The 24,644-nt window shown below is 68.7% G+C and carries 22 protein-coding genes; 16 read left to right on the top strand and 6 right to left on the bottom strand.

The window, feature by feature from the left end; genetic code table 11:
• Nucleotides 1-56: 56 nt before the first annotated feature.
• Nucleotides 57-704: an alpha-ketoglutarate-dependent dioxygenase AlkB gene (locus JWS14_RS27230; RefSeq protein WP_095863357.1), complete on the top strand. Its 648-nt coding sequence runs from the start codon at nucleotides 57-59 to the stop codon at nucleotides 702-704.
• On the opposite strand, the gene JWS14_RS27225 is transcribed toward JWS14_RS27230, so the two are convergent.
• Nucleotides 705-1,793 carry a 3-deoxy-7-phosphoheptulonate synthase gene (locus JWS14_RS27225; protein WP_095863356.1) on the bottom strand — a complete coding sequence of 363 codons (1,089 nt, stop codon included), beginning with the start codon at nucleotides 1,791-1,793 and terminating at the stop codon, nucleotides 705-707.
• A 280-nt stretch (nucleotides 1,794-2,073) separates the two neighbouring features.
• Here JWS14_RS27225 and JWS14_RS27220 point away from each other — a divergent pair, with 280 nt between their 5' ends.
• From JWS14_RS27220 to JWS14_RS27205, 4 genes are read left to right on the top strand one after another with little or no spacing between them, the layout of a single operon-like run.
• The gene (locus tag JWS14_RS27220; protein WP_095863355.1) at nucleotides 2,074-3,021 is read left to right on the top strand and encodes an ABC transporter ATP-binding protein; all 948 of its coding nucleotides are present in this window, start codon (nucleotides 2,074-2,076) and stop codon (nucleotides 3,019-3,021) included.
• Complete coding sequence (locus JWS14_RS27215; protein WP_206014812.1) at nucleotides 3,021-3,797, top strand: ABC transporter permease; 777 nt, start codon at nucleotides 3,021-3,023, stop codon at nucleotides 3,795-3,797. The genes JWS14_RS27220 and JWS14_RS27215 overlap by 1 nt, the downstream gene beginning before the upstream one ends.
• 19 nt (nucleotides 3,798-3,816) lie before the next feature.
• Nucleotides 3,817-4,932 (top strand): sensor histidine kinase, encoded by a 1,116-nt coding sequence (locus JWS14_RS27210; RefSeq protein WP_241031475.1) that lies wholly within the window; start codon nucleotides 3,817-3,819, stop codon nucleotides 4,930-4,932.
• A complete protein-coding gene (locus JWS14_RS27205; RefSeq protein ID WP_072943134.1) occupies nucleotides 4,929-5,537 on the top strand; it encodes a response regulator transcription factor in 609 nt (202 codons plus the stop codon). Before JWS14_RS27210 ends, JWS14_RS27205 begins: the two co-directional genes overlap by 4 nt.
• Before the next feature lie 41 nt (nucleotides 5,538-5,578).
• On the opposite strand, the gene JWS14_RS27200 is transcribed toward JWS14_RS27205, so the two are convergent.
• Complete coding sequence (locus JWS14_RS27200) at nucleotides 5,579-6,586, bottom strand: helix-turn-helix transcriptional regulator (RefSeq protein WP_206014810.1); 1,008 nt, start codon at nucleotides 6,584-6,586, stop codon at nucleotides 5,579-5,581.
• A gap of 166 nt (nucleotides 6,587-6,752) precedes the next feature.
• Here JWS14_RS27200 and JWS14_RS27195 point away from each other — a divergent pair, with 166 nt between their 5' ends.
• Genes JWS14_RS27195 through JWS14_RS27180 form a run of 4 tightly spaced genes read left to right on the top strand, consistent with a single transcriptional unit; the run spans nucleotide 6,753 to nucleotide 11,389 of the window.
• Nucleotides 6,753-8,183: a GntP family permease gene (locus JWS14_RS27195; RefSeq protein WP_072943131.1), complete on the top strand. Its 1,431-nt coding sequence runs from the start codon at nucleotides 6,753-6,755 to the stop codon at nucleotides 8,181-8,183.
• A 25-nt stretch (nucleotides 8,184-8,208) separates the two neighbouring features.
• Nucleotides 8,209-9,462 carry a CaiB/BaiF CoA transferase family protein gene (locus JWS14_RS27190; protein ID WP_072943129.1) on the top strand — a complete coding sequence of 418 codons (1,254 nt, stop codon included), beginning with the start codon at nucleotides 8,209-8,211 and terminating at the stop codon, nucleotides 9,460-9,462.
• Nucleotides 9,459-10,397: a hydroxymethylglutaryl-CoA lyase gene (locus tag JWS14_RS27185; protein ID WP_072943127.1), complete on the top strand. Its 939-nt coding sequence runs from the start codon at nucleotides 9,459-9,461 to the stop codon at nucleotides 10,395-10,397. The genes JWS14_RS27190 and JWS14_RS27185 overlap by 4 nt, the downstream gene beginning before the upstream one ends.
• Complete coding sequence (locus JWS14_RS27180) at nucleotides 10,394-11,389, top strand: 2-hydroxyacid dehydrogenase (RefSeq protein ID WP_206014809.1); 996 nt, start codon at nucleotides 10,394-10,396, stop codon at nucleotides 11,387-11,389. The genes JWS14_RS27185 and JWS14_RS27180 overlap by 4 nt, the downstream gene beginning before the upstream one ends.
• A gap of 36 nt (nucleotides 11,390-11,425) precedes the next feature.
• On the opposite strand, the gene JWS14_RS27175 is transcribed toward JWS14_RS27180, so the two are convergent.
• The 3 genes from JWS14_RS27175 to JWS14_RS27165 all read right to left on the bottom strand — a co-directional run bounded on the left by JWS14_RS27175 (nucleotide 11,426) and on the right by JWS14_RS27165 (nucleotide 15,812).
• A complete protein-coding gene (locus tag JWS14_RS27175) occupies nucleotides 11,426-12,211 on the bottom strand; it encodes an IclR family transcriptional regulator (protein WP_072943123.1) in 786 nt (261 codons plus the stop codon).
• Nucleotides 12,212-12,493: 282 nt separating this feature from the next.
• Nucleotides 12,494-14,917: an ATP-dependent Clp protease ATP-binding subunit gene (locus JWS14_RS27170; protein ID WP_206014808.1), complete on the bottom strand. Its 2,424-nt coding sequence runs from the start codon at nucleotides 14,915-14,917 to the stop codon at nucleotides 12,494-12,496.
• 214 nt (nucleotides 14,918-15,131) lie between these two features.
• Entirely contained in the window at nucleotides 15,132-15,812 is a 681-nt protein-coding gene (locus JWS14_RS27165) for a TetR/AcrR family transcriptional regulator C-terminal domain-containing protein (RefSeq protein WP_095863623.1), read from the bottom strand.
• A 95-nt stretch (nucleotides 15,813-15,907) separates the two neighbouring features.
• Here JWS14_RS27165 and JWS14_RS27160 point away from each other — a divergent pair, with 95 nt between their 5' ends.
• From JWS14_RS27160 to JWS14_RS27140, 5 genes are read left to right on the top strand one after another with little or no spacing between them, the layout of a single operon-like run.
• On the top strand, nucleotides 15,908-17,005 hold the full coding sequence (locus JWS14_RS27160) for an MBL fold metallo-hydrolase (RefSeq protein ID WP_072943120.1): 1,098 nt from the start codon (nucleotides 15,908-15,910) through the stop codon (nucleotides 17,003-17,005).
• Nucleotides 17,006-17,029: 24 nt separating this feature from the next.
• Entirely contained in the window at nucleotides 17,030-17,590 is a 561-nt protein-coding gene (locus tag JWS14_RS27155; RefSeq protein ID WP_072943118.1) for an ester cyclase, read from the top strand.
• A gap of 26 nt (nucleotides 17,591-17,616) precedes the next feature.
• A complete protein-coding gene (locus tag JWS14_RS27150) occupies nucleotides 17,617-19,173 on the top strand; it encodes a zinc-binding dehydrogenase (protein ID WP_206014807.1) in 1,557 nt (518 codons plus the stop codon).
• On the top strand, nucleotides 19,173-19,985 hold the full coding sequence (locus JWS14_RS27145; protein WP_206014806.1) for an MBL fold metallo-hydrolase: 813 nt from the start codon (nucleotides 19,173-19,175) through the stop codon (nucleotides 19,983-19,985). The genes JWS14_RS27150 and JWS14_RS27145 overlap by 1 nt, the downstream gene beginning before the upstream one ends.
• Nucleotides 19,982-20,641 carry an NAD(P)-dependent oxidoreductase gene (locus tag JWS14_RS27140; protein WP_095863347.1) on the top strand — a complete coding sequence of 220 codons (660 nt, stop codon included), beginning with the start codon at nucleotides 19,982-19,984 and terminating at the stop codon, nucleotides 20,639-20,641. Before JWS14_RS27145 ends, JWS14_RS27140 begins: the two co-directional genes overlap by 4 nt.
• A 20-nt stretch (nucleotides 20,642-20,661) precedes the next feature.
• On the opposite strand, the gene JWS14_RS27135 is transcribed toward JWS14_RS27140, so the two are convergent.
• Nucleotides 20,662-21,675: an Lrp/AsnC family transcriptional regulator gene (locus JWS14_RS27135; RefSeq protein ID WP_072943110.1), complete on the bottom strand. Its 1,014-nt coding sequence runs from the start codon at nucleotides 21,673-21,675 to the stop codon at nucleotides 20,662-20,664.
• 141 nt (nucleotides 21,676-21,816) lie between these two features.
• Between JWS14_RS27135 and JWS14_RS27130 the strand changes: the two genes are divergently transcribed.
• Together JWS14_RS27130 and JWS14_RS27125 are read left to right on the top strand one after the other, a co-directional pair.
• Complete coding sequence (locus JWS14_RS27130) at nucleotides 21,817-23,292, top strand: MFS transporter (protein WP_072943108.1); 1,476 nt, start codon at nucleotides 21,817-21,819, stop codon at nucleotides 23,290-23,292.
• A 28-nt stretch (nucleotides 23,293-23,320) separates the two neighbouring features.
• Nucleotides 23,321-24,586 (top strand): amidohydrolase, encoded by a 1,266-nt coding sequence (locus JWS14_RS27125; RefSeq protein ID WP_206014805.1) that lies wholly within the window; start codon nucleotides 23,321-23,323, stop codon nucleotides 24,584-24,586.
• Nucleotides 24,587-24,644 lie beyond the last annotated feature (58 nt).

The raw sequence follows: 24,644 nt of genomic DNA, 5'->3' as shown, positions 1-24,644 counted from the left end.
GCCGCCGTCGGGGAAACATGGGAACATACGTTCGACTACCGGTGTAGCATGACCGCATGACCTCCGCGGATGCGCGGTATGCGCTGCAGGCTTCGCTGTTCGACGACGCGTCGTTCGGTGTAGAGCTGGGCGAGCTCGGGCCGGCGGTGCAGCGCCGCACGCTGACGGCCGGGGCGTGGGTCGACGTGCGACCGGGGTGGATGACCGGCTCCGACGAGCTCTTCACGACGCTCGCGGAGACGGTGCCGTGGAAGGCGGAGCGGCGCCAGATGTACGACCGGGTGGTCGACGTCCCACGCCTCGTCCGGTTCTACCCGGAAGGCGAGCCGCTCCCCGACCCGCTGCTGGTTACGGCACGCGACGCCCTGAGCAGGCATTACCTGCCCGAACTCGGCGAGAAGTTCGCCACGTCCGGACTGTGCTTCTACCGCGACGGGTCCGACAGCGTCGCCTGGCACGGCGACGACACCGGTCGCAGCCGGACCGAAGACACGATGGTCGCGATCCTCTCGCTCGGCGCCGCGCGTCCGCTGCTGCTGCGTCCGCGCGGCGGCGGGCACTCGATCCGGTACTCCCTCGGCCACGGTGACCTGCTGGTGATGGGTGGTTCCTGCCAGCGCACCTGGGAGCATTGTGTACCGAAGAGCACCCGCCCGCTCGGACCGCGCATCAGCGTGCAATTCCGCACGAGAGGCGTGCGGTGATCACTTCCGGCGTGCGGCGACTGCCTGGGCGAGACGGTCCAACTGTGCCGCCGTGGTGTTCCAGTCGATGCAGGCGTCGGTGATCGACTGACCGTACGTGAGCTCCTCGGACTTTCCGAGGGTGAGGTCCTGGCGTCCGGCCTCGATGAAGCTCTCCACCATCACACCGACGATCCCCTTCTCGCCTGCCTCGAGACGGGCGGCGATGTCGTCCAGCACGTCGACCTGCTTCTCGTGGTTCTTGCTGCTGTTGCCGTGGCTGGCGTCGATGACGACCCGCTCCGGCAGACCGGACTTGTTCAGCCGGGCGAGGGTGTCCGCGACCGTCTCGGTGTCGTAGTTCGGTCCGTCGCTGCCGCCGCGGAGGATGACGTGGCAGTCGGGGTTGCCGACCGTGCGGATCAGCGCGGCCTGCCCGTCGAGGTCGGTGCCGGGGAACACGTGGCTCGCCGCGGCGGCGCGGGTGCCGTCCACGGCCACCTGCACGTCGCCTTCCGTCGAGTTCTTGATTCCGACGGGCATCGACAGTGCGCTGCACAGCTGCCGGTGCACCTGGCTGGCGGCGGTGCGGGCGCCGATCGCGCCGTAGGTGACGAGGTCGGCGATGTACTGCGGCATGATCGGGTCGAGGAACTCGCAGCCGACCGGCAGGCCGAGCGAGGACACGTCGAGCAGCAGCTTGCGGCCCATGCGGATCCCGGTGTCGATGTCGAACGTGCCGTCCAGGTGGGGGTCGTTGAGCAGACCCTTCCAGCCCAGCGTGGTGCGCGGCTTCTCGAAGTAGACCCGCATCACGATGTGCAGGTCGTCGCGCAGTTCCTCGGCCTTGGCGGCGAGCCTGCGGGCGTAGTCCATGGCGGCGACGGGATCGTGCACGGAGCACGGGCCGACCACGACGAGCAGGCGGTCGTCGTCGCCGTTCAGCACGTTCACCGTGTCGGCACGGCCCGAGCGGACGGTCGCGGACGCGACGTCGTCGGGGGCGTGTTCGCGGCGCACGACGGATGGCGCCACCAGCGGGCTGATGCTCACGGTGCGCTGGGCGTCCAGGCGATCACTGCTGGTAGTGGTGTCGAGAGTGACAGTCATGGGTTCGGGTTCCTGTTCTCAGGCCGGCCCTCGAAGACTGTGGAGATTCCCGCGAGCCGGTCTGTAATCCGGCTCTGGGGTGGAGGAGGTCAGCGCGTGGTTACGCCGACCGGCCCACCCGGGGCCGGCCTGCTAAACCAGAAATATGCGCGCTGCATGACGGCCACAGTAACGGCTGACCCGGATCGGCGCCACACCGACCCCGGGCCTGACATTTGTCACGGTGAGGTCGTGACGGAGGTGTGAGGGTCGCCGGCCGTGCGGATCGCACGCTGAATGCATGACATCGACAGAACCCCGTACCTCCGCGAAGGCGTCCGCATCGCAGGTTCCGGCAGTCAGCCTGCGCGGCGTCCACAAGCACTTCGGTGACGTTCACGCCGTGCGCGGGCTGGACCTCGAGATCCGGCCCGGTGAGATCGTCGCGTTCCTCGGCCCGAACGGCGCAGGCAAGACCACCACCGTCGACATGGTCCTCGGCCTGTCCCGACCCACAGCGGGCGAGGTGTCCGTCTTCGGCACGGATCCGCGCACCGCGATCGCGAAGGGCCTCGTCTCCGCGGTCATGCAGACGGGCGGGCTGCTGAAGGAGCTGACGGTCGAGGAGACCGTCCGGCTCACCGCGAGCCTGTTCGCCGACACCCGGCCCGTCGACGAGGTCCTCACCCGGGCCGGCATCGCCGATCTCGGAAACCGGTTGGTGGGCAAGTGTTCCGGCGGGCAGCAGCAGCGACTGCGGTTCGCGATGGCACTGCTGTCCGATCCGGAGCTGCTGATCCTCGACGAGCCGACCACCGGCATGGACGTCGAGGGCAGGCGGGACTTCTGGTCGGCGATCCGCGCCGACGCGGACAGCGGCCGGACGGTCGTCTTCGCGACGCACTACCTCGAGGAGGCCGACGCGTACGCCGACCGGATCGTGCTGGTGCGCAAGGGGAAAGTCGTCGCGGACGGCACCGCGGCCGAGGTGAAGGCGCTGGCCGCGGGACGCACGGTCCGCGCCCACTTCCCGGGCGCGGACCGGGAACAGCTGTTCGCGATTCCCGGCGCCGACAGCATCGAGGTGCGCGGCGACAGCGTCCTGATCCACTCGGCGGACACCGACGCTGTGGCCCGCCATCTGCTCACCCGGACACCCGCCAGCGACCTTGAAATCGTCTCCCGAGGCCTCGAAGACGCGTTCATCGCGCTCACCTCCGACGACGCTGCCACGGAAGGATCGAACTGATGACCACTCTCGCCGCCCACCGCCGGGTTCCCCCGCTCGGCGGGCTCAACACCACCCTCCTCGGACTCGAACTGCTTCGCCTGCTGCGCAATCGGCGCACGATGATCATCACTCTCGTCATGCCCGTCGTCTTCTTCCTCATCTTCGGGCTGAATCCGAGCTATTCGGGGGAGAGTGCGGGCAACGGGAACGTCTCGGCGTACGTGATGATCAGCATGGCACTGTACGGCGCGATGATCGCGACGACGAGCGGCGGCGCGATGGTGTCGGTGGAACGCGCGTCCGGGTGGAGCAGGCAACTGCGGCTCACCCCGTTGTCCCCAGGGGTCTACATCTTCGTCAAGGTGCTGGTCGCGATGATGCTCGGGCTCGCGGCCGTCGGCGTCGTCTATCTCGTGGGCGCGTTCACGTCCGTCCGGATGGACACGTCCCTGTGGTTCACGACGGCCCTGATCACGTGGCTGGGCTCCGCCGTGTTCGCGGCCTTCGGCCTGTTCATGGGGTACCTGCTGCCCAGCGAGAACGTCATGCAGATCCTCGGCCCCGGGCTCGCCGTGCTCGGCTTCGCGGGCGGGCTGTTCATGCCGCTGCAGGACGGCTCCGTCTGGGCGTCGATCGCACAGTTCATGCCCACGTACGGGCTCAGCCAACTCGTGCACGCACCGCTCACCGGCGACGCGATGCAGTGGACGTGGCTCCTGAACGTCGCGGTGTGGCTGGCGATCTTCGTCGGCGGCGCGGTGTGGCGGTTCCAGCGCGACACCGAGCGAGTGTGACGGCGGTATCGTGACTTCCGTGACCACCCCCGACGGCCCCGTCGTGACCAGACGATGGGGCCGTTTCGGATTCATCTTCGCCGCCGCGTGGACGGTATTCCTGTTCCAGCCGTTCCTCGACGGCTGGGCCGACCGCGGTCACGTCCGCGGCTGGATCGGGATGATCGCCACGCTCGCGTTCGCGGTGACGTACCTCGCGATGTTCCGGTGGTCGCATACCCGGCGCGCGCACAACGAGTTTCGGCCGCCGCTGAACCAGGCACTACCGGTCATGGTGGCGCTGTGCACGCTCGCGGCGATCATGGCGCTGGCCGTGGGGCCGTCGGGGTTGTCCGCCGCCGTCTTCCTCGCGGTGTCGGCGATCATCCTGCTGCCCGCCTGGCTCGGCGGCATCACCGCCCTCACGATCGCAGTGCTCGTGGAGGTGATCTCCACGGCCATGGGCTGGGGGTCGGGCACCGGGCTGTCGCTGGGTGTGTGCGCGGCGGCGTTCGCGATGTTCGGGGTGACCAAGCTGATCAACCGCAACATCGAACTGGTCCGGGAACGGGAGGAGAGCGAACGGCTCGCGGTGCAGGAGGAACGCACCCGGATGGCCCGCGACCTCCACGACATCCTCGGGCACTCCCTCACCGTCATCACCGTCAAGGCCGAACTCGTGGGCCGGCTCCTCGACATCGACGTCGACCGGGCCCGCACGGAAGTGGCAGACCTGGAACGTCTTTCCCGCGACGCGCTCGCGGACGTCCGGCAGGCCGTGCAGGGAATCCGGGGGCTGTCGCTGCCGATGGAGATCGCCCGCGCCAGGGAGGCGTTGCGGGCCGCCGGGATCGAGGCCGAGCTACCGGGCAGCACCGAGTCGGTGCCCACCGGGTTGCGCGAGTTGTTCGCGTGGTCCGTCCGCGAGGGTGTCACGAACGTGGTCCGGCACAGCGGCGCGACGCACTGCACGGTCACGGTGGGTGAACGCGAAGTGACTGTCGTCGACAACGGTTCCGGCTGCGGCGAATGTGCGCACGGCAACGGGCTCGTCGGCCTCCGGGAGCGCGCCGCCGCGGCCGGAGCACGGATCGTGATCACCCATCCGCAACCCGGCGGATTCTCGTTGCACGTGCTGAAGGAAGAGGTCCCGTGACGATCCGACTGCTGCTCGCCGACGACCAGGCACTCGTCCGCGGCGCCCTCGCCGCCCTGCTCGACCTGGAGGCGGACCTGACGGTGGTCGCGGAGGTCGGGCGCGGCGACGAGGTGGTCGCCGCGGCCCGCGAGCACTCCCCCGACGTCGCGCTCCTCGACGTCGAGATGCCCGGCCTGGACGGGATCGCCGCCGCGGCGGCACTGCGCGCCGCGATGCCGCGGACCCGCGTCCTGATCGTGACGACGTTCGGTCGTCCTGGCTACCTGCGCAAGGCGCTGCAGGCGGGGGCGTCGGGATTCGTCGTGAAGGACACCCCGGCCCGCCAACTCGCCGACGCCGTGCGCCGGGTCCATGCGGGACTGCGCGTCGTCGATCCCACCCTCGCCGCCGACAGCCTCGTCAGCGGGGAATCGCCGCTCACCGACCGGGAGACCGACGTGCTGCGGGCGGCGCGGGACGGAGCGCCGGTCGCCTCGATCGCGGCCGCACTGTTCCTCTCCGCGGGCACGGTGCGCAACCATCTGTCCTCGGCGATCGGCAAGACCGGCGCCAGCACCCGCGCCGAGGCCGTCCGCGCGGCGGAGTCGAACGGCTGGCTGTAGGCGCTCCGCGCCCGTGCGTGGTTACGGAGTCCCTGGACTCGTCAGCCACTCACGGGGCCGGAGGCCCTGGTCTGCGACGGATTCTCACCGAACCGCCGCCGGTAGGACGCCGCGAACAGGCCGAGGTTGACGTATCCCCACGCGCCGGCGATCGAGGCGACGGTCTCCCCGGTAGGTGCGGTGAGCAGTTCCTCCCGGATGCCCCGAAGCCGCTGCTCACGCACGTACTCGGCCGGGGTGGTGTCCAGGTATTTCCGGAACGATCCGGACAGGGTCCGGACGCTGACCCCCACCGCGTCGGCGATGTCGGAGGCCGTCGGCAGTTCGCGAGCGCACTCCCGGATGTACTGGACGGCGTGCCGCACGTAGCCCGGTGCCGCCGGTCCGGTGGTCCTGTCGGGGTCGACTCCCGCGCGAGCCGCCCACTCGGTGAGCAGGTGGCCGACGAGCAACTCCTGCAGGTTGAGCCCGATGCGCCCGTTCGTGGCGTGCCCCGGTAACTCCCCCGTCGTCCGCATCGCGTACCCGAGCAGCGCCTGCCAGCCGGACCCACCGCCCCCGATGGCGCATTTGCGTTGCCAGAGAACGTCTCCCGGATCGAATCCCCACCAGCGCACCGCCGTGTCGGCGAGCACGCGGTGCGGAATCGTGAGATTGAGTTGCACGTGGTCCGGGGAGAACTCCACGAGGTAGTCGACTCGGCTGCAGTCGGCGACGAACGTGTCCCCGGCCGGTGTGTCCGCGGTGGCGTCGTGGTCGACGTGGTGCCGGGCGTTCCCGCGGATGGTCGTGAGGACGAGCGCGTTTCCGGCGTCGGGCGAGAAGTCGCCGACCGAGACGGGGATGCCGTAGGAGAACCGCGTGACCGTGATGTCGCCGATCTTCGTGGAATACATGCTCGACCTCGGCGCCAGCCCGACCCCGAGCGGACGCACGACATAGGGCATGTAGACGCGGTCGGACCAGTGCCGGATCTCGTCCCAGTCGTCCGACGCCCTGCGCTCGGCAGCCGGTGGTCGTCCCACCGCAAACGGATCCAGCGCGACCATGCGTCGAGTATCCCACCCAGGGGCCTCCGGCCCCTGTGCGCCTTTTTGGTAGCGGGAACAACCAGAAAGGCGCACGGGGCGGCATTGCTTATATCGTGAGTTTGTGCTCATAATATGGGTGTACCTGTGACACCAGTCACTGCCCGCCTCCTCGAAGGACGCGCACATGTCAGACGTAGGAATCCTGATCAACACCACGGTCGCCGTCGCGGCGGTCGTGCTGATGATCGTGCGTTTCAAGTTCAACCCCGTGGTGTCGCTGGTCGTCGGATCCGCATACCTCGGACTCACGACGGGACTCGGCACGGCCGAGACGGTGAAGGTCATCAGCACCGGTTTCGGCGACATCATGGCCGAAGTGGGACTACTGATCGCCTTCGGCGTCCTGATGGGCGCCATGCTGAAAGAAATGGGCGCCATTCAGCGCCTGGTCGGAACGCTTCTCCGGGTGTTCGGGCCGAAACGAATGCCCTATGCGCTGTCGCTGACGATCGCGACGTTGCTGCAGTCCATCTTCCTCGACGTCCTGCTCGTCATCTCCGCTCCGCTCGCCCGCAACCTCGCACCGAAGGTCGGCCGGGTCGGGACAGCCCGCATGGCCACCGCCCTCGCCATCGGCCTCGAGTGCGGCATCGTGCTCATGGTCCCGGGTGTGGGCGCTCTCGCCCTGGCCGGACTGCTCGGTGTGCCGCTCGGCAAGATGCTGATCTTCGGGCTGATCCTGGTGATCCCGACCGTCGCGATCTCGGTCGCGATCATGTCGTTCCTGTTCACCCGCGGTTGGTGGAATCCGGAGAAGGACGAGGAGCACTTCCATCAGACGGTCGTCGACGACGAAGAAGAGGACTGGACCGACGGCGGCAGCGGTGGCAGCGCCCCTCGGCCGGACGCAGGCGGAGGTGTCGCCCAGGCGCAACGCGCCGCGACCGTCACCACCGAGCGCGCCAAGCACGACCGTCCGCTGATCCTGCTCCTCGCTCCGCTGCTCCTCTCCCTGCTGCTCATCGCGACCGGCGCGATCCTGGACATCGCCGAAATCAGCAACCCCGTCGTCTCGTTCGTGTCGGAACCGCTCATCGCGTTGCTGATCGGACTGATCGGCACCAGCTTCGTCGGACGCCTCAGCATCGGCCAGCACCGCGTCCAGAAGGCGATCGCCAGCGGATTCAGCGAGAGCGGCCAGATCCTCATCCTCACCGGTGTCGGCGGGTCCCTCGCCGCGACCATCGCCGCGGCCGGCCTCGGCGACATCCTCGGCAAGTACTTCACCGCCAATCACGCGGCTCCGCTGCTGATGGTGTGGCTGATCGCCGCCGTCCTGCACGTCGCCGTCGGCTCGGTGACGATCTCGGCCATCACCGCCGCGGGCGTCCTCGCACCCATCGCCCCCACCCTGGGTCTGGACCCTGTCCTCATCGCTCTCGCGGCGGGCGCCGGCTCCCTGTTCGCGGTGCACGTCACGAGCAACACCTTCTGGTTGCTGCAGTCCTTGATGGGTCAGACCACACGAGGCACGCTGAAGACGTGTTCGGTGGGAGTATCGGTGGCATCGGTCGTCGCAATACTGCTCGTCCTGCCCATGAGCCTCGTTCTCTGAGCGTCACTATCAGTTAAGGATCACCATGTTCTCCGACAACACCATTCGGCCACTCGACGGCGTTCGGGTACTCGAGCTGGGCAATTACATCGCCGCACCGACGGCGGGCCGGATGCTCGCCGACTTCGGGGCCGAGGTCATCAAGGTGGAGCGCCCGAAGACCGGCGACGAACTGCGTAACTGGCGCCTCTACTCCGGCGACACCTCGATGCTGTACCGCACGATCAACCGGAACAAGAAGTCGATCGTGCTGGACCTGCGCACCGAGGAGGGCAGGCAACTCGTCCTCGACCTCGCCGCCCACTGCGACATCCTGCTGGAGAACTTCCGGCCCGGCACCCTGGAGAAGTGGGGTATCGGACCGGACGCGTTGAACGAGGCCAATCCGGACCTGGTGATCACAAGGATCTCGGCGTTCGGGCAGACCGGCCCGATGTCGCAGCGGCCGGGTTTCGCCGCGGTCGCGGAGGCCGCCGGCGGGTTCCGTGAACTCGTCGGCGACCCGGACCGGCCGCCGGTGCGGGTGGGGGTGTCGATCGGTGATTCGATCGCCGGCCTCTACGCGGCGTTCGGGGCGGTGATGGCGCTGTTCCAACGCGAGGCCGCGAAGGTCGCCGGGACGCAGGGCCCGTCCCTGCCGCATCGGATCATCGACGTCGCGCTCAACGAATCGATCCTGTCGATGATGGAGTCGCTGATCCCCGACTACCTGGCGTACGGCATCAAACGCGAACGCGTCGGCGGCCGGATGGAGGGCATCGCCCCGTCGAACGCGTACACCTGCAACGACGGCAACAGCATCATCATCGCCGGCAACGGGGACGCCATCTTCCAGCGCTACATGGACACCATCGGCCGCCCCGACCTCGGCGCCGACCCGGACCTGTCCACCAACGCCGGACGGTGGGCGCGCCGCGACGAACTCGACGCCGCGATCGGTGAGTGGACGATCCAGTACTCCCGCGACGACGCGCTGAAGATCCTCGACACCGCCGGGGTGCCGTCGGGTCCGATCAACACCGCCGCCGACATCTGCAGCGACGACCAGTACGCGGCCCGCAACATGATTCAGCAGTTCACCGTCGACACCGGTGAGGCCGAACCGAAGCAGGTCGGGTTCCCCGGCATCGTCCCGGTGATCGGCGGCAAGTCGCTGCCCATCCGGAACGTCGGACCGGACCTCGGCGAGCACACCCGGGAGGTCCTCGAAACTTTGCTCGGCAAGACCCCGGAACAGATCGACTCCCTCGTCAACGACACGGTAGGTGACCTCTCATGACGCAATCCTTCGAATCACGCGCCCTGCTCCGCGACGTCACCCTGCGCGACGGACTGCAGCTGACCGGCAAGATGCTGCCCACCGCCCGCAAGCTCGAGATCGCGCGCCGGCTTCTCGAACTCGGCGTGCCCGCGCTCGAGATCGGGTCGATGGCCCGCCCCGACCTCGTCCCGCCGATGGCGAACACCGTCGAGGTGATCTCGGAGCTGACCCCGGAGGAACTCGAGCACTGCTGGGTGTGGGTGGCGACGCCCCGGCACGTGGAGAAGGCGGCCGCCGCCGGCGCGCGCCATTTCCAGTACTGCTTCTCCGCGTCCGATTCCCACAACCAGGCGAACATCGGCCGTTCCACCGAGGACAGCCTCGCCGCGATGCCCGCCGCGATCGAACTCGCGCAGGACGTCGGGGGCAGCATCCAACTGTGCATCGCGACGTCGTTCACCTGCCCGTTCGAGGGCCGGGTGCCGGAGCAGCGGGTGATCGACATCGCCAACGACCCGCGTGCCCACGGGGCCGTCGACGTCGTCGTCTGCGACACCCTCGGCCAGGCCGTCCCCGCCGAGGTGTACTCCCTCGTCTCCCGGGTACGGCTCGAGACCCCGCAGCGCGGCATCGTCTTCCACGGTCACGACACCTGGGGCCTGGGGGTCGCGAACAGTCTCGCCGCGGTCGCGGCAGGCGCGATGACCATCGACGGCGCCCTCGGCGGGCTCGGCGGCTGCCCGTTCGCGCCCGGCGCCAGCGGCAACACCGCCAGCGAGGACCTGCTGTTCGCCACCCGCCCGGACTGGCTGAACCCCACCACGTTCGGCTCGCTGGTGGAACTGTCCGAGAAGACCCTCGCCGAACTCGGCGAAGCCAATCGATCCAAGGCCGCGCAGGGCGCGCGCTCCAACGCTTCCGCGTTCGAGTGGGTCATCGGCGGCGGCCGATGAGCGGCGCCCGGTTCTACGTCACCACCCCGATCCCCGAACCCGCCCTCACGCTGCTGCGCGCCGCGGGCAGCGTCGAAGTGCCCGAAGAGCTTCCGGACGCCGCCCGACTGCGGGAGGTCTGTGTGTCCGGCGACTACGACGTGGTGGTGTCCCAACTACGCGACACGTTCGATTCGGACCTCCTGGCCGCCGCGAAGATCCGTGGGATCTCCAACTACGCGGTCGGGTTCAACAACGTCGACATCGGTGCGGCCACCGCCAACAAGATCCTCGTCGGCAACACCCCGGGGGTGCTCACCGACGCCACCGCCGACGTCGCGATGCTGCTGATCATGGCCACCGCGCGCCGGGCGGTGGAGGCCGACACGTTCGTCCGCTCCGGGAAGTTCACCGGGTGGGAACCGAACCTACTACTCGGCCAAGATGTTTCGGGGAGCACCCTCGGGCTCGCCGGGTTCGGTCGGATCGCCCGCGCCACCGCCCGCCGGGCACTGGCCTTCGGCATGCAGGTGCTGTTCTGCCCGCGGCCTCCCGGCGACCGGCCGGTGCCGGACGCCGAACTCGGCGAGTTCGCCGGACTCGTCACCCACACCGACTGGGACACCCTCGTCACCACCAGCGACTTCCTGTCCCTGCATGTTCCGCTGAACGAGCAGACCCGGCACCTGGTGGACGCGGACGTGCTCCACGCGATGAAGCCGACGGCGATCCTCGTCAACACCGCGCGCGGACCCGTCGTCGACGAGACTGCCCTCGTTGCCGCCCTGAAATCCGGGGAGATCGCCGGGGCCGGACTGGACGTCTACGAGGACGAGCCCGCGCTCGCACCGGGGCTGGCGGAACTGCCGAACACCGTGCTGCTCCCGCACGTCGGCAGCGCCACCGTCGCCGTACGGTCCGAGATGGCGCGGCTGTGCGCCGACAACGCGGTGGCCATGGCGCAGAACCGGATCCCGCCGCACCCGGTCAACCCGGAGGCGTGGACGTCGTGACGGACGCTGCGACCCGTTGTGAAGCGCGAGCACGCCTCAGGACGGGTAGCGGCCGCCCAGCGTCCTGGTGACCTGCTCGGCGCTGCCGACGAGCAGATCCACCCACTTCTCGCACTGCTCGCGGGGCATACGGAGGGTCGGCCCGCTGATCGCCAGCGCGCCGAGCACGTCGGCGGACGAATCGAACACGGGCGCAGCCAATCCCGACGCGCTGTCCTCCCGCTCCCCCGCCGTGATGGCGTACCCGTCGGCGCGCGCCTGGTGGATCAGTTCGCGCAGCACCGCGGTGTCGGTGACGGTGCCCTCCGTCATCGGTTCGATGGGTCCGGCGAGGACCTGCTCGGTGAGGTCCGGGTTCCAGGCGAGCAGCACCCGACCAGCCGACCCGGCGGGCAGCGGGACGATCTTTCCGACGTACATGTTCCGTCGCAGGGCGTGCTCGGTCTCCGCGATGGCCACGCACACGCGGTAGCCCTGCTCGACCCGGAAGAAGCTGGCGGTCTCACCGGTGGCGTCGCGGATCTCCTTCAGCACCGGCGTGACGACGGCCAGCACGTCCAGTCCCTTGGTGGCCGTCGCCGCCCAGAACGCCATCTTCACGCCGATCCGGATCTGGTCGCCGGACCGGTCGAGGAATTCCTGCGCCACCAGGTTGCTGACCAGCCGTTGGACCGTCGACGTCGGCAGACCCGTGGCCTGGTGGATCTCGCCCAGCGTCATCGACGGACGCGACAGGCTGAAGGCATCGAGGATCTCCGTGATCTTGCTCAGCACCAGCAACGGCTGGTGTTTGGAGGTCAATTCGCCGTCTTCCGCTCGCATACCCACGACGATAGTCGCCCCCACCAGCACGTGAGTGCCGAAGGAGGGCGGAACACACTTCGGCACTCACGTGGGGTGAACCGACTGTCGCCACACGTGCGGGGATCTCGCGCGGCGGATCCGGGACATCGATCTGCAAGTGCAGAAGGAGAATTGGTTACAGGTGACGGTGCACACCTCATCACCGGGTGCTGATCGGGAACGGCGAGGGCGGGCAAGGGGCTACCCACACACGTGAGTGGCAGAGCGTGCGGAAGCACACTCTGCCACTCACGTCGGGGATCAGCCGACCACGAGGTCCAGCTCGTCGCCGGTCACGCCGACCGCGATGCTGCCACCCTCGACCAGGACGTCGTCGAGCAGCAGATCGGCGATCCGATCGTCGACGGCCCGCTGGATCGACCGGCGCAACGGGCGTGCCCCGAACTCGGGCTGGTGTCCGTGCTCGGCGATCCAATCGACTGCGGCGTCGCTGAACGAGATCTCGATACCCTTGGACTGCAGTCGCTTCCGGCTGTCGTCCAACAGCAGGTCGGTGATCCGGTGCAGCTGATCGGTGTCGAGCTTGCGGAAGATCACGATCTCGTCGATCCGGTTCAGGAACTCCGGACGCATCGACTCGCGCAGCCGGCCCATCACCCGATCCCGCAGCGGCTTCTCCGACGCCTCCGCGTCACCGGTGCTGAAGCCCAGCGCACCCGACTTGCTGGAGATGATGTCGGACCCCAGGTTGCTGGTCATGATCAGCACGGTGTTCTTGAAATCCACCGTCCGGCCCTGACCGTCCGTGAGCCGACCGTCGTCGAGCACCTGCAGCAGCGTGTTGAACACGTCGGGGTGCGCCTTCTCGATCTCGTCGAGCAGAATCACCGAGTACGGGTTCCGGCGGACCTGCTCGGTGAGCTGCCCCGCCTCCCCGTACCCGACGTAGCCGGGAGGAGCACCGACGAGCCGGCTGACCGTGTGACGTTCACCGAACTCGCTCATGTCGAGCCGCAGCATCTTGTTCTCGTCACCGAACAGCGTGGCGGCCAGCGCCTTCGCCAGTTCGGTCTTGCCGACACCCGTCGGTCCGAGGAACAGGAAGCTGCCCACGGGACGGTCCGGATCGTTCATGCCGGTGCGGCTGCGGCGCACGGCCCGGGCGATGGCCTTCACGGCGTCGTCCTGGCCGACGACTCGGCGGTGCAGTTCGTCCTCGAGCCGGCGGAGACGTTCCTTCTCCTCCTCCGTCATCTGGCTGGCCGGGATCCCGGTGGCCCGCGACACGACCTCGGCGATCTGCTCGGCAGTCACCTCGGGCGTGGCGTCGGAGACTCCGACGGCCTTCCCGTCGATCCGGGCCTGGACCTCCATGGCCTCGTCGCGCAGTCCGGAGGCCTTCTCGTACTGCTCGTCGGCGACGGCCTGCTCCTTGGCCTGTTCGAGTTCCGCGAGCTTCGCCCGCAGGGCCTCGACGTCGACGCTCGGCATCCGCAGCCGCAACCGGGCTCCGGCCTGATCGATCAGGTCGATCGCCTTGTCCGGCAGGAAGCGGTCGCCGATGTAGCGGGCCGACAGTTCGACGGCGGCCGTGATCGCCTCGTCGGTGTAGCGGACGCCGTGGTGCTCCTCGTACCGGTCACGGAGACCGGACAGGATCGCCACCGCATCGTCGACGCTTGGCTCCGCCACCGTTACCGGCTGGAAGCGGCGCTCGAGCGCCGGGTCCTTCTCGATGTGCTTGCGGTACTCGTCGAGCGTCGTCGCACCGACGATGTGCAGCTCACCGCGGGCCAGCTTCGGCTTGAGGATGTTGCCCGCGTCCATCGCGCCGTCGGCGCCGCCACCGGCACCGGCGATGGAGTGGACCTCGTCGATGAAGACGATCAGCTCGTCCGAGTGGGCCGAGATCTCGTCGATCACCTTGTTGAGGCGTTCCTCGAAATCGCCGCGGTACCGGGTGCCCGACACCATGCTCGACAGGTCGAGTTGCACGATGCGCTTACCCGTCAGACGGTCGGGTACGTCGCCGTCGACGATCCGCTGGGCCAGGCCCTCGACGACCGCCGTCTTACCGACGCCGGCCTCACCGACCAGTACCGGGTTGTTCTTGGTGCGGCGCGACAGGATCTCGATGGTCTGCTCGATCTCGTCGGCGCGCCCGATCACCGGGTCGACTCCGCCGCCGCGTGCGCGTTCGGTGAGGTCGAAGCCGTATTTGTCGAGCGTGGGGGTCTCGGAGTCCGAGGACTCCTCCACCGATCCGCCCTGCACCGCGGTCTGCAGGCGTTCCGGGGTGATGCCTTCGGACGCGAGCAGGCGTCCGGCGGCGTGGTCCTGATCGGCGGCGAGCGCCAGGAAGAGATGCTCGGGATCGATGTACGTGGAACCGAGAGCGCGCGCGAGCTGGTGTGCCTCGAGCAGCGCGGTCTTCAGCGCACCGCTCAGTGCGGGTGTCGTGAAGCCGGACGTGTCGCGGCCCTGAGGCAGTCGCAGTTCGACGGCATCGGCGACGGCCGACGTGTCGGCGCCTGCGCGGCGCATCAGAGAGGTGACGGGGTCGTGTTCTGTCATGACGCGCAGAACGTGGAGTGCATCGAGTTCCGCGTCGCCACGACCTGCGGCGAAGCGGGCAGCAGCAGCCATGAGCTCCTGGGTGGAGCGACTCATGAGCCGACTGATGTCGATGCGACCTGGGCCCTCCGGCCCGAAGAATGCTGGCATTCCTCAGCCTCCTATAAGTTGAGCGTTACTCACTCAACTAACGTGCCAACCCTGCGATCAATTCCCGTGAGGGAGGAGTGGGCGAGCGCGGGCCCGGGGCCATGAGTCCGGCCGGCGGCGCACACCCCGCTGAACAGCGGGTATTGCCGGACCGGGAGCTCGCGCCTTCGCGGGTGTGAGCCCCGTCACCAGGCCTGTCGGTGAACGATGCGACTCAGCCGAGGCGGCATTCGAGGGCATCGATGAGGAGCCCGAGCCCGAAGTCGAACTCCTGCTCGTGGTCGCACTTCGCGAGGTGCGGCGCAGCCGCCCGTACGCTCGGCAGCTCGACCGCCTCCAGTGTCCGCTGTCGCTCCGTCGCCATGTCCGGATCGCTCAGCGCGAGAGTAAAGGCCGCTTCCGCCTCACGCAGCAGCGTGCCGGTGATGAAAGCGAGCATCGTGCGAAGGCAGTGCACGGCAACCTCGGGCGATGCCCCTGCGCGCAGAAACGCGGCGAGCGCCACCTCCAACGGTTCGAGGGTGATGAGCGATTCCACCGGACGCGTCAGCACGAGCCTCGCTGCGCGCGGGTGTTCGGCGAGGGCAGCACCGCGGAAGGCCCGGGCGATGGCGGTGAGGTCTTCGCGCAGATCGCCGCAGGAATCCGGAACCACCATCCGGGACAGGATGAGCCCGGCGATTCCGTCAAGCAGAGCGTCCTTGTTCTCGACGTGGTTGTAGAGGCTCTTGGGGTCGACCCCGAGCACACGCGCCACGGTGCGCATGCTGACCGCCTCGACGCCTTTGCCGTCGACGACATCCATCGCGGCCCCGAGGATCGCCTGCCGGGACAGGGTCGATTGGCCGGCCGGCGGCCGGCCGCGGCGAGTCTCCGGTCGTATCGCGTGGCTCATGGATCCCATCCTCGCATCCCTTGACATTTAAATCCACATCGTGGGTAAATGGATGAAACCCACGGTATGGGTTTTTGGAGCGAGAGGAACCGACCATGGTGTTGCAGTGGAGTACCGACGACCTCGTCGACCTGACCGGTGTCGGAGACGCCGTCGAGGTGCTCGATCGCAAGATCGAGGGCGGACCCGGTGCCCGGCTACGCGACCTACGGACGCGCGGCGCGGACTTCCGCCGGGAGTTCGCCGGAACGGGGGTGCCACTGCGCGTCGATACCTGCGACCTCGTCACACTGCCCTACCCGACGCGATTCGGACTGTTCCGGGCATCGCGGGCGATCGCACCGTTCCTGTCCATCACCAACCGGATGCTGGTGATCCGGTGGAACGACAGCGACGGCCGTCCGCGGGTGCTGCTCTTCGAACCGAGCGACGTGAAACTCGGGCGTAATACGCCGTACTTCGCCGAGCTCGCCCGGCGTACGCCGGCACCCATCATCAAGCGAATGGTGGTCGAGCACGGCACTGTGCTCGACCACCTCGCGCACCTGCGGATCACGCCGGACGAGGTCGACTACATCGTCTTCGATCATCTGCACACCCAGGATCTGCGACGCTGGGTGGGGACGACCGCGTACCAGCCCGATCTGGGCGAACGGCCGGCCCCGACCTTCCCGAATGCCAAGGTGATCGTCCAGCGGGACGAGCTGACCGCGATGTCGGACCTGCACCCGCTACAAACCCCGTGGTATCAACCACAGACGTACCGCGACATCCCCGTGGATGCGTTTGCACCGATCGACGGCTCGGTTGTGCTCGGCCCCGGCGTCGCCGTGATCAAGACGCCCGGGCACGTGTTCGGCAACCAGAGCCTTGCGCTCAACACCTCGACCGGAATCTGGGTGAGCAGCGAAAACGTCATCGCCGCCGAATGTCTCACACCGGAACACTCCGGGCTGCCGGGCCTGGCCCGCTGGTCGGCCTCCTGGCAGCAGGAGGTCGTGCTCAACGCCAACACGATCGAAACCACGGCCGACCAATACAACTCGATCGTCCTGGAGAAGTCGATCGTCGACCGCAGCCAGACCGACTCCCGCTTCCTGCAGTTCTTCCCCTCCAGCGAGCTGACCCCGATGTGGACCAACCCGGGCACAAAGCCCACCTTCAGCCACCACGCCATCACCCATCAGTCCTGAGCGCCGCACCCCGAGGAGACCGCAATGTCGCGCCACACCATCCCCACCGAGGACGTCCTGCGGGCACGGGAGAAGCTCGTGCTCGACCACTTTCACGACGAAGTCCGCCAAGACTGGGACGACGTGCTCGACACGTTCCCGCACCCGCACTACGAACTCATCGCGAGCATGACCGTCCACGACGGCGACGGCCCCGTTCGCGGGTACTACCACGACACCCGGGTCGCCTTCCCCGACCAGGACCACGAGATCATCGCCCTGCGCCACAGTGCGGATGCGGTGATCGTCGAATTCTGGCTCATGGGAACTCATCTCGGTCCGCTCGGCAAGATCCCGCCGACCGGCGGCCGGCATCGCACCCGGATGACCGCCTACTTCATCTTCGACGAGGACGAAAACCTCGTCACCGAACGAATCTACTTCGACCAGCTCACCATCCTCTCGCAACTGCTCGGCAGCCTCGACAAGAAGAATCCGCGCGACCTGCTCACCCTCGGCCGCGCCGTCGTCGGATTGCTGGCCATGGCCGGCAGCGAACCCGATCCCCGACTGCTCGACACCACCGCCCCCGACCTGACCCACTGACCCTCGTCCTACAAGGAGAAACCATCATGCGTGCTCTCATCGGCGGCCTCGAACCGGACTGGGTCGCCAAGGACGACACCGCGATACCTGCCATGAAACTCGGCGCCCTGCGCGTGCGGGTCATCGCCGCGGCCCTCAACCGGGCCGACCTGTACATGCTCGAGGGCACCTACAGCCCGAACCTGAAACCCGGCGACGTCTACCCGGCCGGTATGGAGTTCGCCGGCGTCGTGGAGACCTCGAGCCCGCTGGCCCCGCAGTACCCGGTCGGCACCCGGGTCATGGGCGTGACCATGGGCGCGTTCGCCGACTACGCACTGTGCGACCCGCGCATGGTCCTGCCGATTCCCGAGAGCATGTCGTTCGAGGAAGCCGCGACCCTGCCCGTCGCCCTGGCCACCGAGAACGACGCGCTCACCCAAGCCGGATTCACCTCCGGCGACAGCGTCCTGATCGTCGGCGGCACCACCTCCATCGGCCTCATCTCCATTGCGCTGGCCAAGGCACTCGGCGCGGGCACGGTCATCGCGACCACCACCAGCGCCGACAAGAAGCAGGCCCTGATCGACGCCGGTGCCGACGTCACGATCGACACCACCACCGAAGACCTGCCCGCCGCCGTCCTCGCCGCGACCGGCGGTCGGGGAGTCGACGTCACCCTCGACCACATCGGTGGCGCACTCTTCGCCCACCTCCCCGCCGCCACCCGGATCGGCGGCACCATCGTCAACATCGGCCGCCTCGCCGGCCCCGGCACCAGCCTCGACCTCGACCAGCTGGCGTTCCGGCGGCAGCGCCTCATCGGCACCACCTTCAGCGTGCGCACCCCCGACGAACTCGGCGAGGTCTGCGGCGCACTACACGCCGCCGTCCTCCCCGCCGTCGCCGCGGGCCGCATCCAGCCCCGGATCGACAAGATCTTCCCGTTCGAGCGGGCCATCGACGCCGCCGAGCGACTGCGCTCCAACGAGGCGCTCGGCAAGATCCTGCTGTCGTTCGCCGACGGCCCCGCCGAGGAGCCCGCCGACCGGGCCCCCGTCGCCAACTTCTTCGGCAGCATCACCCAGCTCGGGTACGTCGTCCACGACATCGACGCCTCCATCGAGGGTTTCGTCAAGTGCGGCATCGGACCGTGGTTCCTGCTGCGCAACGTGCAACCCGAGAACTTCACCTACCGAGGCCGACCCTCCGGCATGGCAATGGACGTCGCGGTCGCCAACAGCGGCAACATCCAGATCGAGATCATCACCCCCGTCAACGACGAACCGTCGATGTACCGGGACTTCCTGCACGCGGGCAACGAGGGTCTGCAACATTTCGCCTACTGGTCCACCGACTACCAGGACCTGTACGACCGGGCGCTCGCCGCAGGATTCACCGTCGGCCAGGAAGGACAACTCGGCGGCCCCACCGGACGCTTCGCGTACCTGCAGACCGAGCACCACCCCGGCACCTGCATCGAGATCTCGGACCTCGGCGGCGCCAAGGCGCAGCTCTTCGAGTACGTGAAGCTGGCCGCCGAGAACTGGGCCGGGACACATCCGGTGCAGGTCATCGACCCCGCAATGCTTGCGGCCGGCTGATGCGGGTCCACCACCTCAACTGCGGCACCATGCGACCGCCCGGGACACCTGACGGGCTGGTGTGTCATGTCCTGCTCCTCGAGACCGACGCCGGCCTCGTCCTCGTCGACTCCGGCCTCGGCCTGCGCGATCCCCACGACCGCGCGAACCGGTTCGGCCCGGCCAGGTTCTACGTCCGGCCCGCCTACGATCCCGACGAGAGCGCCTGCCGCCAGATCACCCGACTCGGATTCGATCCGGAGGACGTGCGGCACATCGTGCTCACCCACTTCGACGCCGATCACGTCGGCGGCCTGGCCGACTTCCCGTGGGCACGGATTCACCTGACCGCCGCCGAAGCGTTCGCGGCACTGCACCCCCGGGGCGTGACGGAAAAGCAGCGATACCTACCCGCCGAGCGAGACCACCACCCCGTACTCGTCGAACACACCCCCTCCGCATCGGAGGCCTGGCGCGGCTTCCCCGGCGCCCAGGAACTCACCGGCATCGCCCCCGGCATCGTCCTGATCAACCTGCCCGGCCACAGCCGCGGCCACGCAGCGGTCGCCGTCGACGCGGGCGACCGGTGGATCCTCCACGTCGGCGACTCCTTCTACCACCACGGCCAGATCGACGGCACCACCAAGGCGCCCAGAGGGCTACGCGCGATGGAACGCCTCATCGCCCACGACTGGGCCACGGTGCAGGCCAACCACGCGCGGCTCACCGAACTGTGGGCTGCGGCCGAACCCGACCTGCTGCTCGTCAACGCCCACGACCCGCACTTGCTGCGCGAGGCGCAGCGACGCAACCGAAAGGACCCTTCCCCATGAAGCTCGCACTGATCGGCGCCACCGGCGGCACCGGACTCCAGATCATCGACCAAGCAATCGACCGCGGCCATCACGTCGTGGCCTACTGCCGCCGCCCCGACGCCCTGACCCCGCGACCCGGACTCACCATCGTCGGCGGCCACCTCGACGACCGCGACGCGCTCGCAGCGGCACTGTCCGGCGCGGACGCCGTCCTGTGCACGATCGGCCCGAAGGCCGGACTGGCCGGCATGTTCGGCGTCACGGTGATGCAGGACAACCTGCCGCTCATCACCTCCGCCATGCGCGACGCCCACATCGACCGGCTGATACTGCTGTCGGCCTACGGCGTCGGTGACACCGCGCGCACCGCCTCACCCCTGGCCCGGTTCGCTTACAAGACACTGGTCGCCTCCGCGTACCGGGACAAGGAAATCTCCGAAACCGCCTTGGCCGCTGCCGGCCTGGACGTCACTCGCGTGCTTCCGGTCATCCTCGACGACGGACCGCTCAACCCCCATGCCACGGTCCGGCCCATGTCGACAGTCAGAAAAGTGTCGGGCCTGCCCAAGGTCTCCCGCGCCACCGTCGCCGCTGCCATCCTCGACGCCGCCGAGAGCGGCGCCACCACCGGGGAACGGCTGCTCGTGTCCGCTCCTGGCACCATATCGGGCTGACCGGACGAACGCCGTTCCTGCTAGTCCCCCGACCACGGCACGATCTGCATGGGCAGTTCGTCCTCGTCGAACACCCGGCCCATGCGTTTGCGGACGCCGAGAACGAGGCACCGGTCGAGGATGCGGACCGCGGGCAGTTTCTGCTCGACGACGGCTTCGAGCCCTTCGACGTCGGAGAGTCCACGCAACCACACCGACACCAGAAGATTGGCAGGCCCGGCCACCGACAACACCGTCCGCACCGCGGGCAGCCCGCTCAGGTTGGCGCCGACCCTGGCCATCTGGGCGGCGGGAACGCGGAGGAAGTACCACGCGCAGACGGGATACCCCGAGGCCCAGCGCGGCATGTCCGTGCGGAATTCGAAAGCGCCCGACGCGAGTGTCGCGCTCAGCCGTTCGCGCGCCCGCCGTGTGGAGGTCCCGAGGGCCTCCGCGACAGTCCGTGTGTTCGCACGACCGTCGCGGGACAGGATGGAGATGATGTCGCGTTCGGCGACCGGCGGACGGGCGAACATCGCCGAGAGCCGGGCGTCGTCCCGGCGCCGGGCAGCGTCGATCGCGCTCGACTCGTCGGCGTCGAGGGCGCGCAGACGCCACTGCGATGCCCCGGAGATCGCGGTGATCACCGGGTGCGTGCGGACGGTGCGGACGTCGGGGATGCCCGCGACGCGGGACACGACGTACCGGTTGAACGCTGTCGGGTCGGGGCAGCCGACGGTGAGGATCAGGTCGCGACCACCCGAGGCGACGTCGACGGACATGCACTCGGTGTCCTGGGACAACTCGGTGATCACCGCGTCGATCGACCCGGCAACGCACTCGACCTCGACGATCGCGCCGCGCGCGGCATCGGACATCGGCGGCTGGGCCGTCACCCAGGCCATGCCCCGTTCGCTCAGCCCGGACCACCGTCGCGCGAGAGTCACCGGGTCGGCCCCGAGGATCGGCCCGAGTTGCGACCACGGCACCCGCGGCCACACCTGCAACGCGTGGATAAGTCGAAGTTCGTCCTCCGTGGGCGTCTTCTCCTGCATATCAGCACCTCTTCAGCGTCAACTTCTGCGCATTTACACCGCAGAAACTCACTCACCCGACACTCGGACGCATCGACTCGGTCGTTTCGCTCATATTGTCATGTCGCCTCTCGGGGCGACCTGCACCATTGGAGGTCACACATGGGAGCACTCCGATCCCCCATCCCCACCGGCTCCGGTTCCGACCGGCGTCTCGGCGCCGCGGCCGGCTTCGTCGGGTTCCTCTTCGCCATGGAACTGTCGAGCGGATTCCTCCAGGCCTGGTTCAGTCCGGTCCTCTCGGCGATCGGTGAGAAGTACTCGGTCGGTCCCGCCGACCTGAACTGGGTGCAAACGAGTTATCTGCTCGCGACCGCGGTCCTCGTGCCGGTGCTCGCCAAGATGGGCGACCAGTACGGACACAAGCGAATGCTCGTCGTCGCGACGGCGATGGTCACGGTCGGCAGTGTCGTGTCGGCGCTCGCCCCGACGTACGGCATCTTCATCCTGGGCCGGGCGATCACCGGCGCACTCGCGGCGTTCCTGCCGCTCGAGTTCGCGATCGTGCGTGAGCGCGCCGGGGAGCAGTCCGGGAAAGCGATCGGTTTGCTGGTCGGCGGGCTCACGCTCGGCGCCAGCGTCGGCGTGGTCCTGTCCGGGGTACTCGCATCGTTCCTGAATCTCACTGTGCTGCTTCTCGTTCCGGCGGCGCTCATGGCGATCGCGCTCGTCGTCGTGGTGTTCTTCGTCCCCGAAACGACGGCGCGCACGTCGGGCCGCCTCGACTGGGCCGGGGCGATTCTCCTGGGGGCGGGACTGGCGTTCGCGTTGTTCGCGATCAGCACGGGCAACAGGTTCGGGTGGACGTCGGGGCCGGTGCTGGGCGGGCTCCTGCTCGGCGGCACGCTTCTCGCCCTGTGGGTGGTGCTCGAGCGGCGGGTGTCCTCGCCGCTGGTGGATTTCGCGATGCTCTCCGGCCGTGCCGGTGTCGGGCTGCCGATCCTGCTCGCGGCCCTGTTCGGTGCCCAGTTGTTCGGCAGCCAGACCCCGATCGCGCTCTTCGTCGGCACCGACCCGGCAGCGGCCGGATTCGGGCTCGGACTGTCGTCGTCGCTGATCGGGCTGGTCCTCGTGTTCGCGTCGATCGCGGCGTTCGCCGGCACGTTCGCCGGACCGCGGCTCGGTGCGCGGGTGGGCGATGTCACGGCCGTCATCGTCGGCGCTGTCACCGCCGCACTGGGGTACGCCCTGCTCACAGTGCTGCACTCGGACACCGTCAGCGTCCTCGTGTGGCTCGTCGTGTCCGGTCTCGGCAACGGCATCATCATTTCCGCGCTCCCCAACGTGGTGGTGGCACGGGCGCCGCGGGACTCGGTCGGCATCGCATCGGGCCTCTACAACAGTGCCCGCACCGTCGCCGGTGCCATCGCCGGCGCCAGCTTCACGGCGGTGATGTCCGGGTTCACCGCGACGCTCGACGGCGGTTCCGTGATCACGAGTGAGGCGGGGTACCAAGCCGTGTGGGTGATCTGCGGGCTGCTCTCGCTCGCCGTCGCCGGCCTCGCGGTGGTGACCCGCGGACCCGCCGCCGACCGCACTGCCCCCACCGTCACTGCCGTCGCGCCCGCCGAGGCGTGATGACCGTTCCCTCCAGAAAGGAAAGTTCATGACCGACAACGCAATTGCCGGCGACATCGACGTCTCCGGCGGCCCGAACGCAGCAGCCGAGGAATTGAAGCGACGTGTGGAGGACACCGTCCTCGAATGGCGCGACCGCCTCGTCGCCACGAGCCACGACCTGCACGCCCATCCGGAACTCGCGTTCGAGGAACATCGTTCGGCGGCGCTCGTCGCCGACCTGCTCCGCGATGCCGGTTTCGCGGTGGAAGTGGGTGTGTGGGGGCAGGACACCGCTCTCGAGGCCGTGTACGGCAGCGGTGAACTGACGGTCGTGGTGTGCGCCGAGTACGACGCCCTCCCCGGCATCGGGCACGCGTGCGGCCACAACATCATCGCGACTGCCGGGGCGGGGGCGGCGATCGCGTTGTCCCGGGTGGCGGACGAACTCGGCATCCGGGTCAAGCTTCTCGGGACGCCGGCCGAGGAGAAGGGTGCGGGCAAGGCCCACATGCTCGAAGCCGGCGCCTGGGAGGACGCGACGGTGTCGCTGATGGTTCACCCCGGTCCCGGCATCGTCGTGCCCACGGCGGGGAGCACGTCGCAGTCCCGCGACCGGTTCCGGGTCGAGTTCACCGGGCGGGCGTCGCACGCGGCCGCCGCACCGAGCGTCGGGATCAACGCGGGCGACGCAGCGACGGTGATGCAGGTGGCGGTGGGGCTGCTGCGGCAGCACCTGCCCGACACCGTGCGCGTCAGCGCCGTCACGCTGTCCGGTGGCGACGTCTCCAACATCATTCCGGCGACCGCGGTCGTCGAGGCCGAGGTGCGATCGTTCGACCTCGCGGAGACCGCCGAACTGAAGAAGAAGGTGCTCGCCTGCGTGGACGGCGCCGCGACGGCCACCGGATGCAGCTACGCCGTCACCCCCGTCGACCCGATCTACGAGCCTCTCGTCCAGCACCCGTTCCTCGCCGACCGTTTCGACGCGGCCCTCGGGCATCGGGGCCGGGTGATGACACCACGGGACGGCGGCGTACTCGGCGGCGGATCGACCGACATGGGCAACGTCTCCCAGGCCCTCCCGTCGATCCACCCGTTGATCGGAGTGATGGGTTCGACGGCCGCGCCGCACACCGCGGTGTTCGCGGCCGACGCGATCTCGCCGGGCGCCGACGACGCCATCGTCGACGGGGCCTACGCCCTGGCCGCGGCGATCGTCGACCTCGCCACCGACGACGAGGCGCGGGCCGAGGTTCTGGGGCGCCAGCGCACCCGGGCCGCCGGCGCCACACGCCGGCCTGCGTACGTGTAACCCTCCGGCGGGGTGCGGCGCGGCCTGAGAGCGAAAACCCGCGCTGCACCCCGCCGCG

Source organism: Rhodococcus koreensis (assembly GCF_017068375.1).
Taxonomy (GTDB): domain Bacteria; phylum Actinomycetota; class Actinomycetes; order Mycobacteriales; family Mycobacteriaceae; genus Rhodococcus_F; species Rhodococcus_F koreensis.
This window is presented reverse-complemented; position numbering and strand designations above follow the sequence as displayed.

Excerpts from the sequence above, each read along its gene's own strand:
- JWS14_RS27230 (WP_095863357.1), top strand. The coding sequence starts at position 57 with ATGACCTCCGCGGATGCGCGGTATGCGCTGCAGGCTTCGCTGTTCGAC.
- JWS14_RS27225 (WP_095863356.1), bottom strand. The coding sequence starts at position 1,793 with ATGACTGTCACTCTCGACACCACTACCAGCAGTGATCGCCTGGACGCC.
- JWS14_RS27220 (WP_095863355.1), top strand. The coding sequence starts at position 2,074 with ATGACATCGACAGAACCCCGTACCTCCGCGAAGGCGTCCGCATCGCAG.
- JWS14_RS27215 (WP_206014812.1), top strand. The coding sequence starts at position 3,021 with ATGACCACTCTCGCCGCCCACCGCCGGGTTCCCCCGCTCGGCGGGCTC.
- JWS14_RS27200 (WP_206014810.1), bottom strand. The coding sequence starts at position 6,586 with ATGGTCGCGCTGGATCCGTTTGCGGTGGGACGACCACCGGCTGCCGAG.
- JWS14_RS27195 (WP_072943131.1), top strand. The coding sequence starts at position 6,753 with ATGTCAGACGTAGGAATCCTGATCAACACCACGGTCGCCGTCGCGGCG.
- JWS14_RS27190 (WP_072943129.1), top strand. The coding sequence starts at position 8,209 with ATGTTCTCCGACAACACCATTCGGCCACTCGACGGCGTTCGGGTACTC.
- JWS14_RS27185 (WP_072943127.1), top strand. The coding sequence starts at position 9,459 with ATGACGCAATCCTTCGAATCACGCGCCCTGCTCCGCGACGTCACCCTG.
- JWS14_RS27180 (WP_206014809.1), top strand. The coding sequence starts at position 10,394 with ATGAGCGGCGCCCGGTTCTACGTCACCACCCCGATCCCCGAACCCGCC.
- JWS14_RS27175 (WP_072943123.1), bottom strand. The coding sequence starts at position 12,211 with ATGCGAGCGGAAGACGGCGAATTGACCTCCAAACACCAGCCGTTGCTG.
- JWS14_RS27170 (WP_206014808.1), bottom strand. The coding sequence starts at position 14,917 with ATGCCAGCATTCTTCGGGCCGGAGGGCCCAGGTCGCATCGACATCAGT.
- JWS14_RS27165 (WP_095863623.1), bottom strand. The coding sequence starts at position 15,812 with ATGAGCCACGCGATACGACCGGAGACTCGCCGCGGCCGGCCGCCGGCC.
- JWS14_RS27160 (WP_072943120.1), top strand. The coding sequence starts at position 15,908 with ATGGTGTTGCAGTGGAGTACCGACGACCTCGTCGACCTGACCGGTGTC.
- JWS14_RS27155 (WP_072943118.1), top strand. The coding sequence starts at position 17,030 with ATGTCGCGCCACACCATCCCCACCGAGGACGTCCTGCGGGCACGGGAG.
- JWS14_RS27150 (WP_206014807.1), top strand. The coding sequence starts at position 17,617 with ATGCGTGCTCTCATCGGCGGCCTCGAACCGGACTGGGTCGCCAAGGAC.
- JWS14_RS27145 (WP_206014806.1), top strand. The coding sequence starts at position 19,173 with ATGCGGGTCCACCACCTCAACTGCGGCACCATGCGACCGCCCGGGACA.
- JWS14_RS27140 (WP_095863347.1), top strand. The coding sequence starts at position 19,982 with ATGAAGCTCGCACTGATCGGCGCCACCGGCGGCACCGGACTCCAGATC.
- JWS14_RS27135 (WP_072943110.1), bottom strand. The coding sequence starts at position 21,675 with ATGCAGGAGAAGACGCCCACGGAGGACGAACTTCGACTTATCCACGCG.
- JWS14_RS27130 (WP_072943108.1), top strand. The coding sequence starts at position 21,817 with ATGGGAGCACTCCGATCCCCCATCCCCACCGGCTCCGGTTCCGACCGG.
- JWS14_RS27125 (WP_206014805.1), top strand. The coding sequence starts at position 23,321 with ATGACCGACAACGCAATTGCCGGCGACATCGACGTCTCCGGCGGCCCG.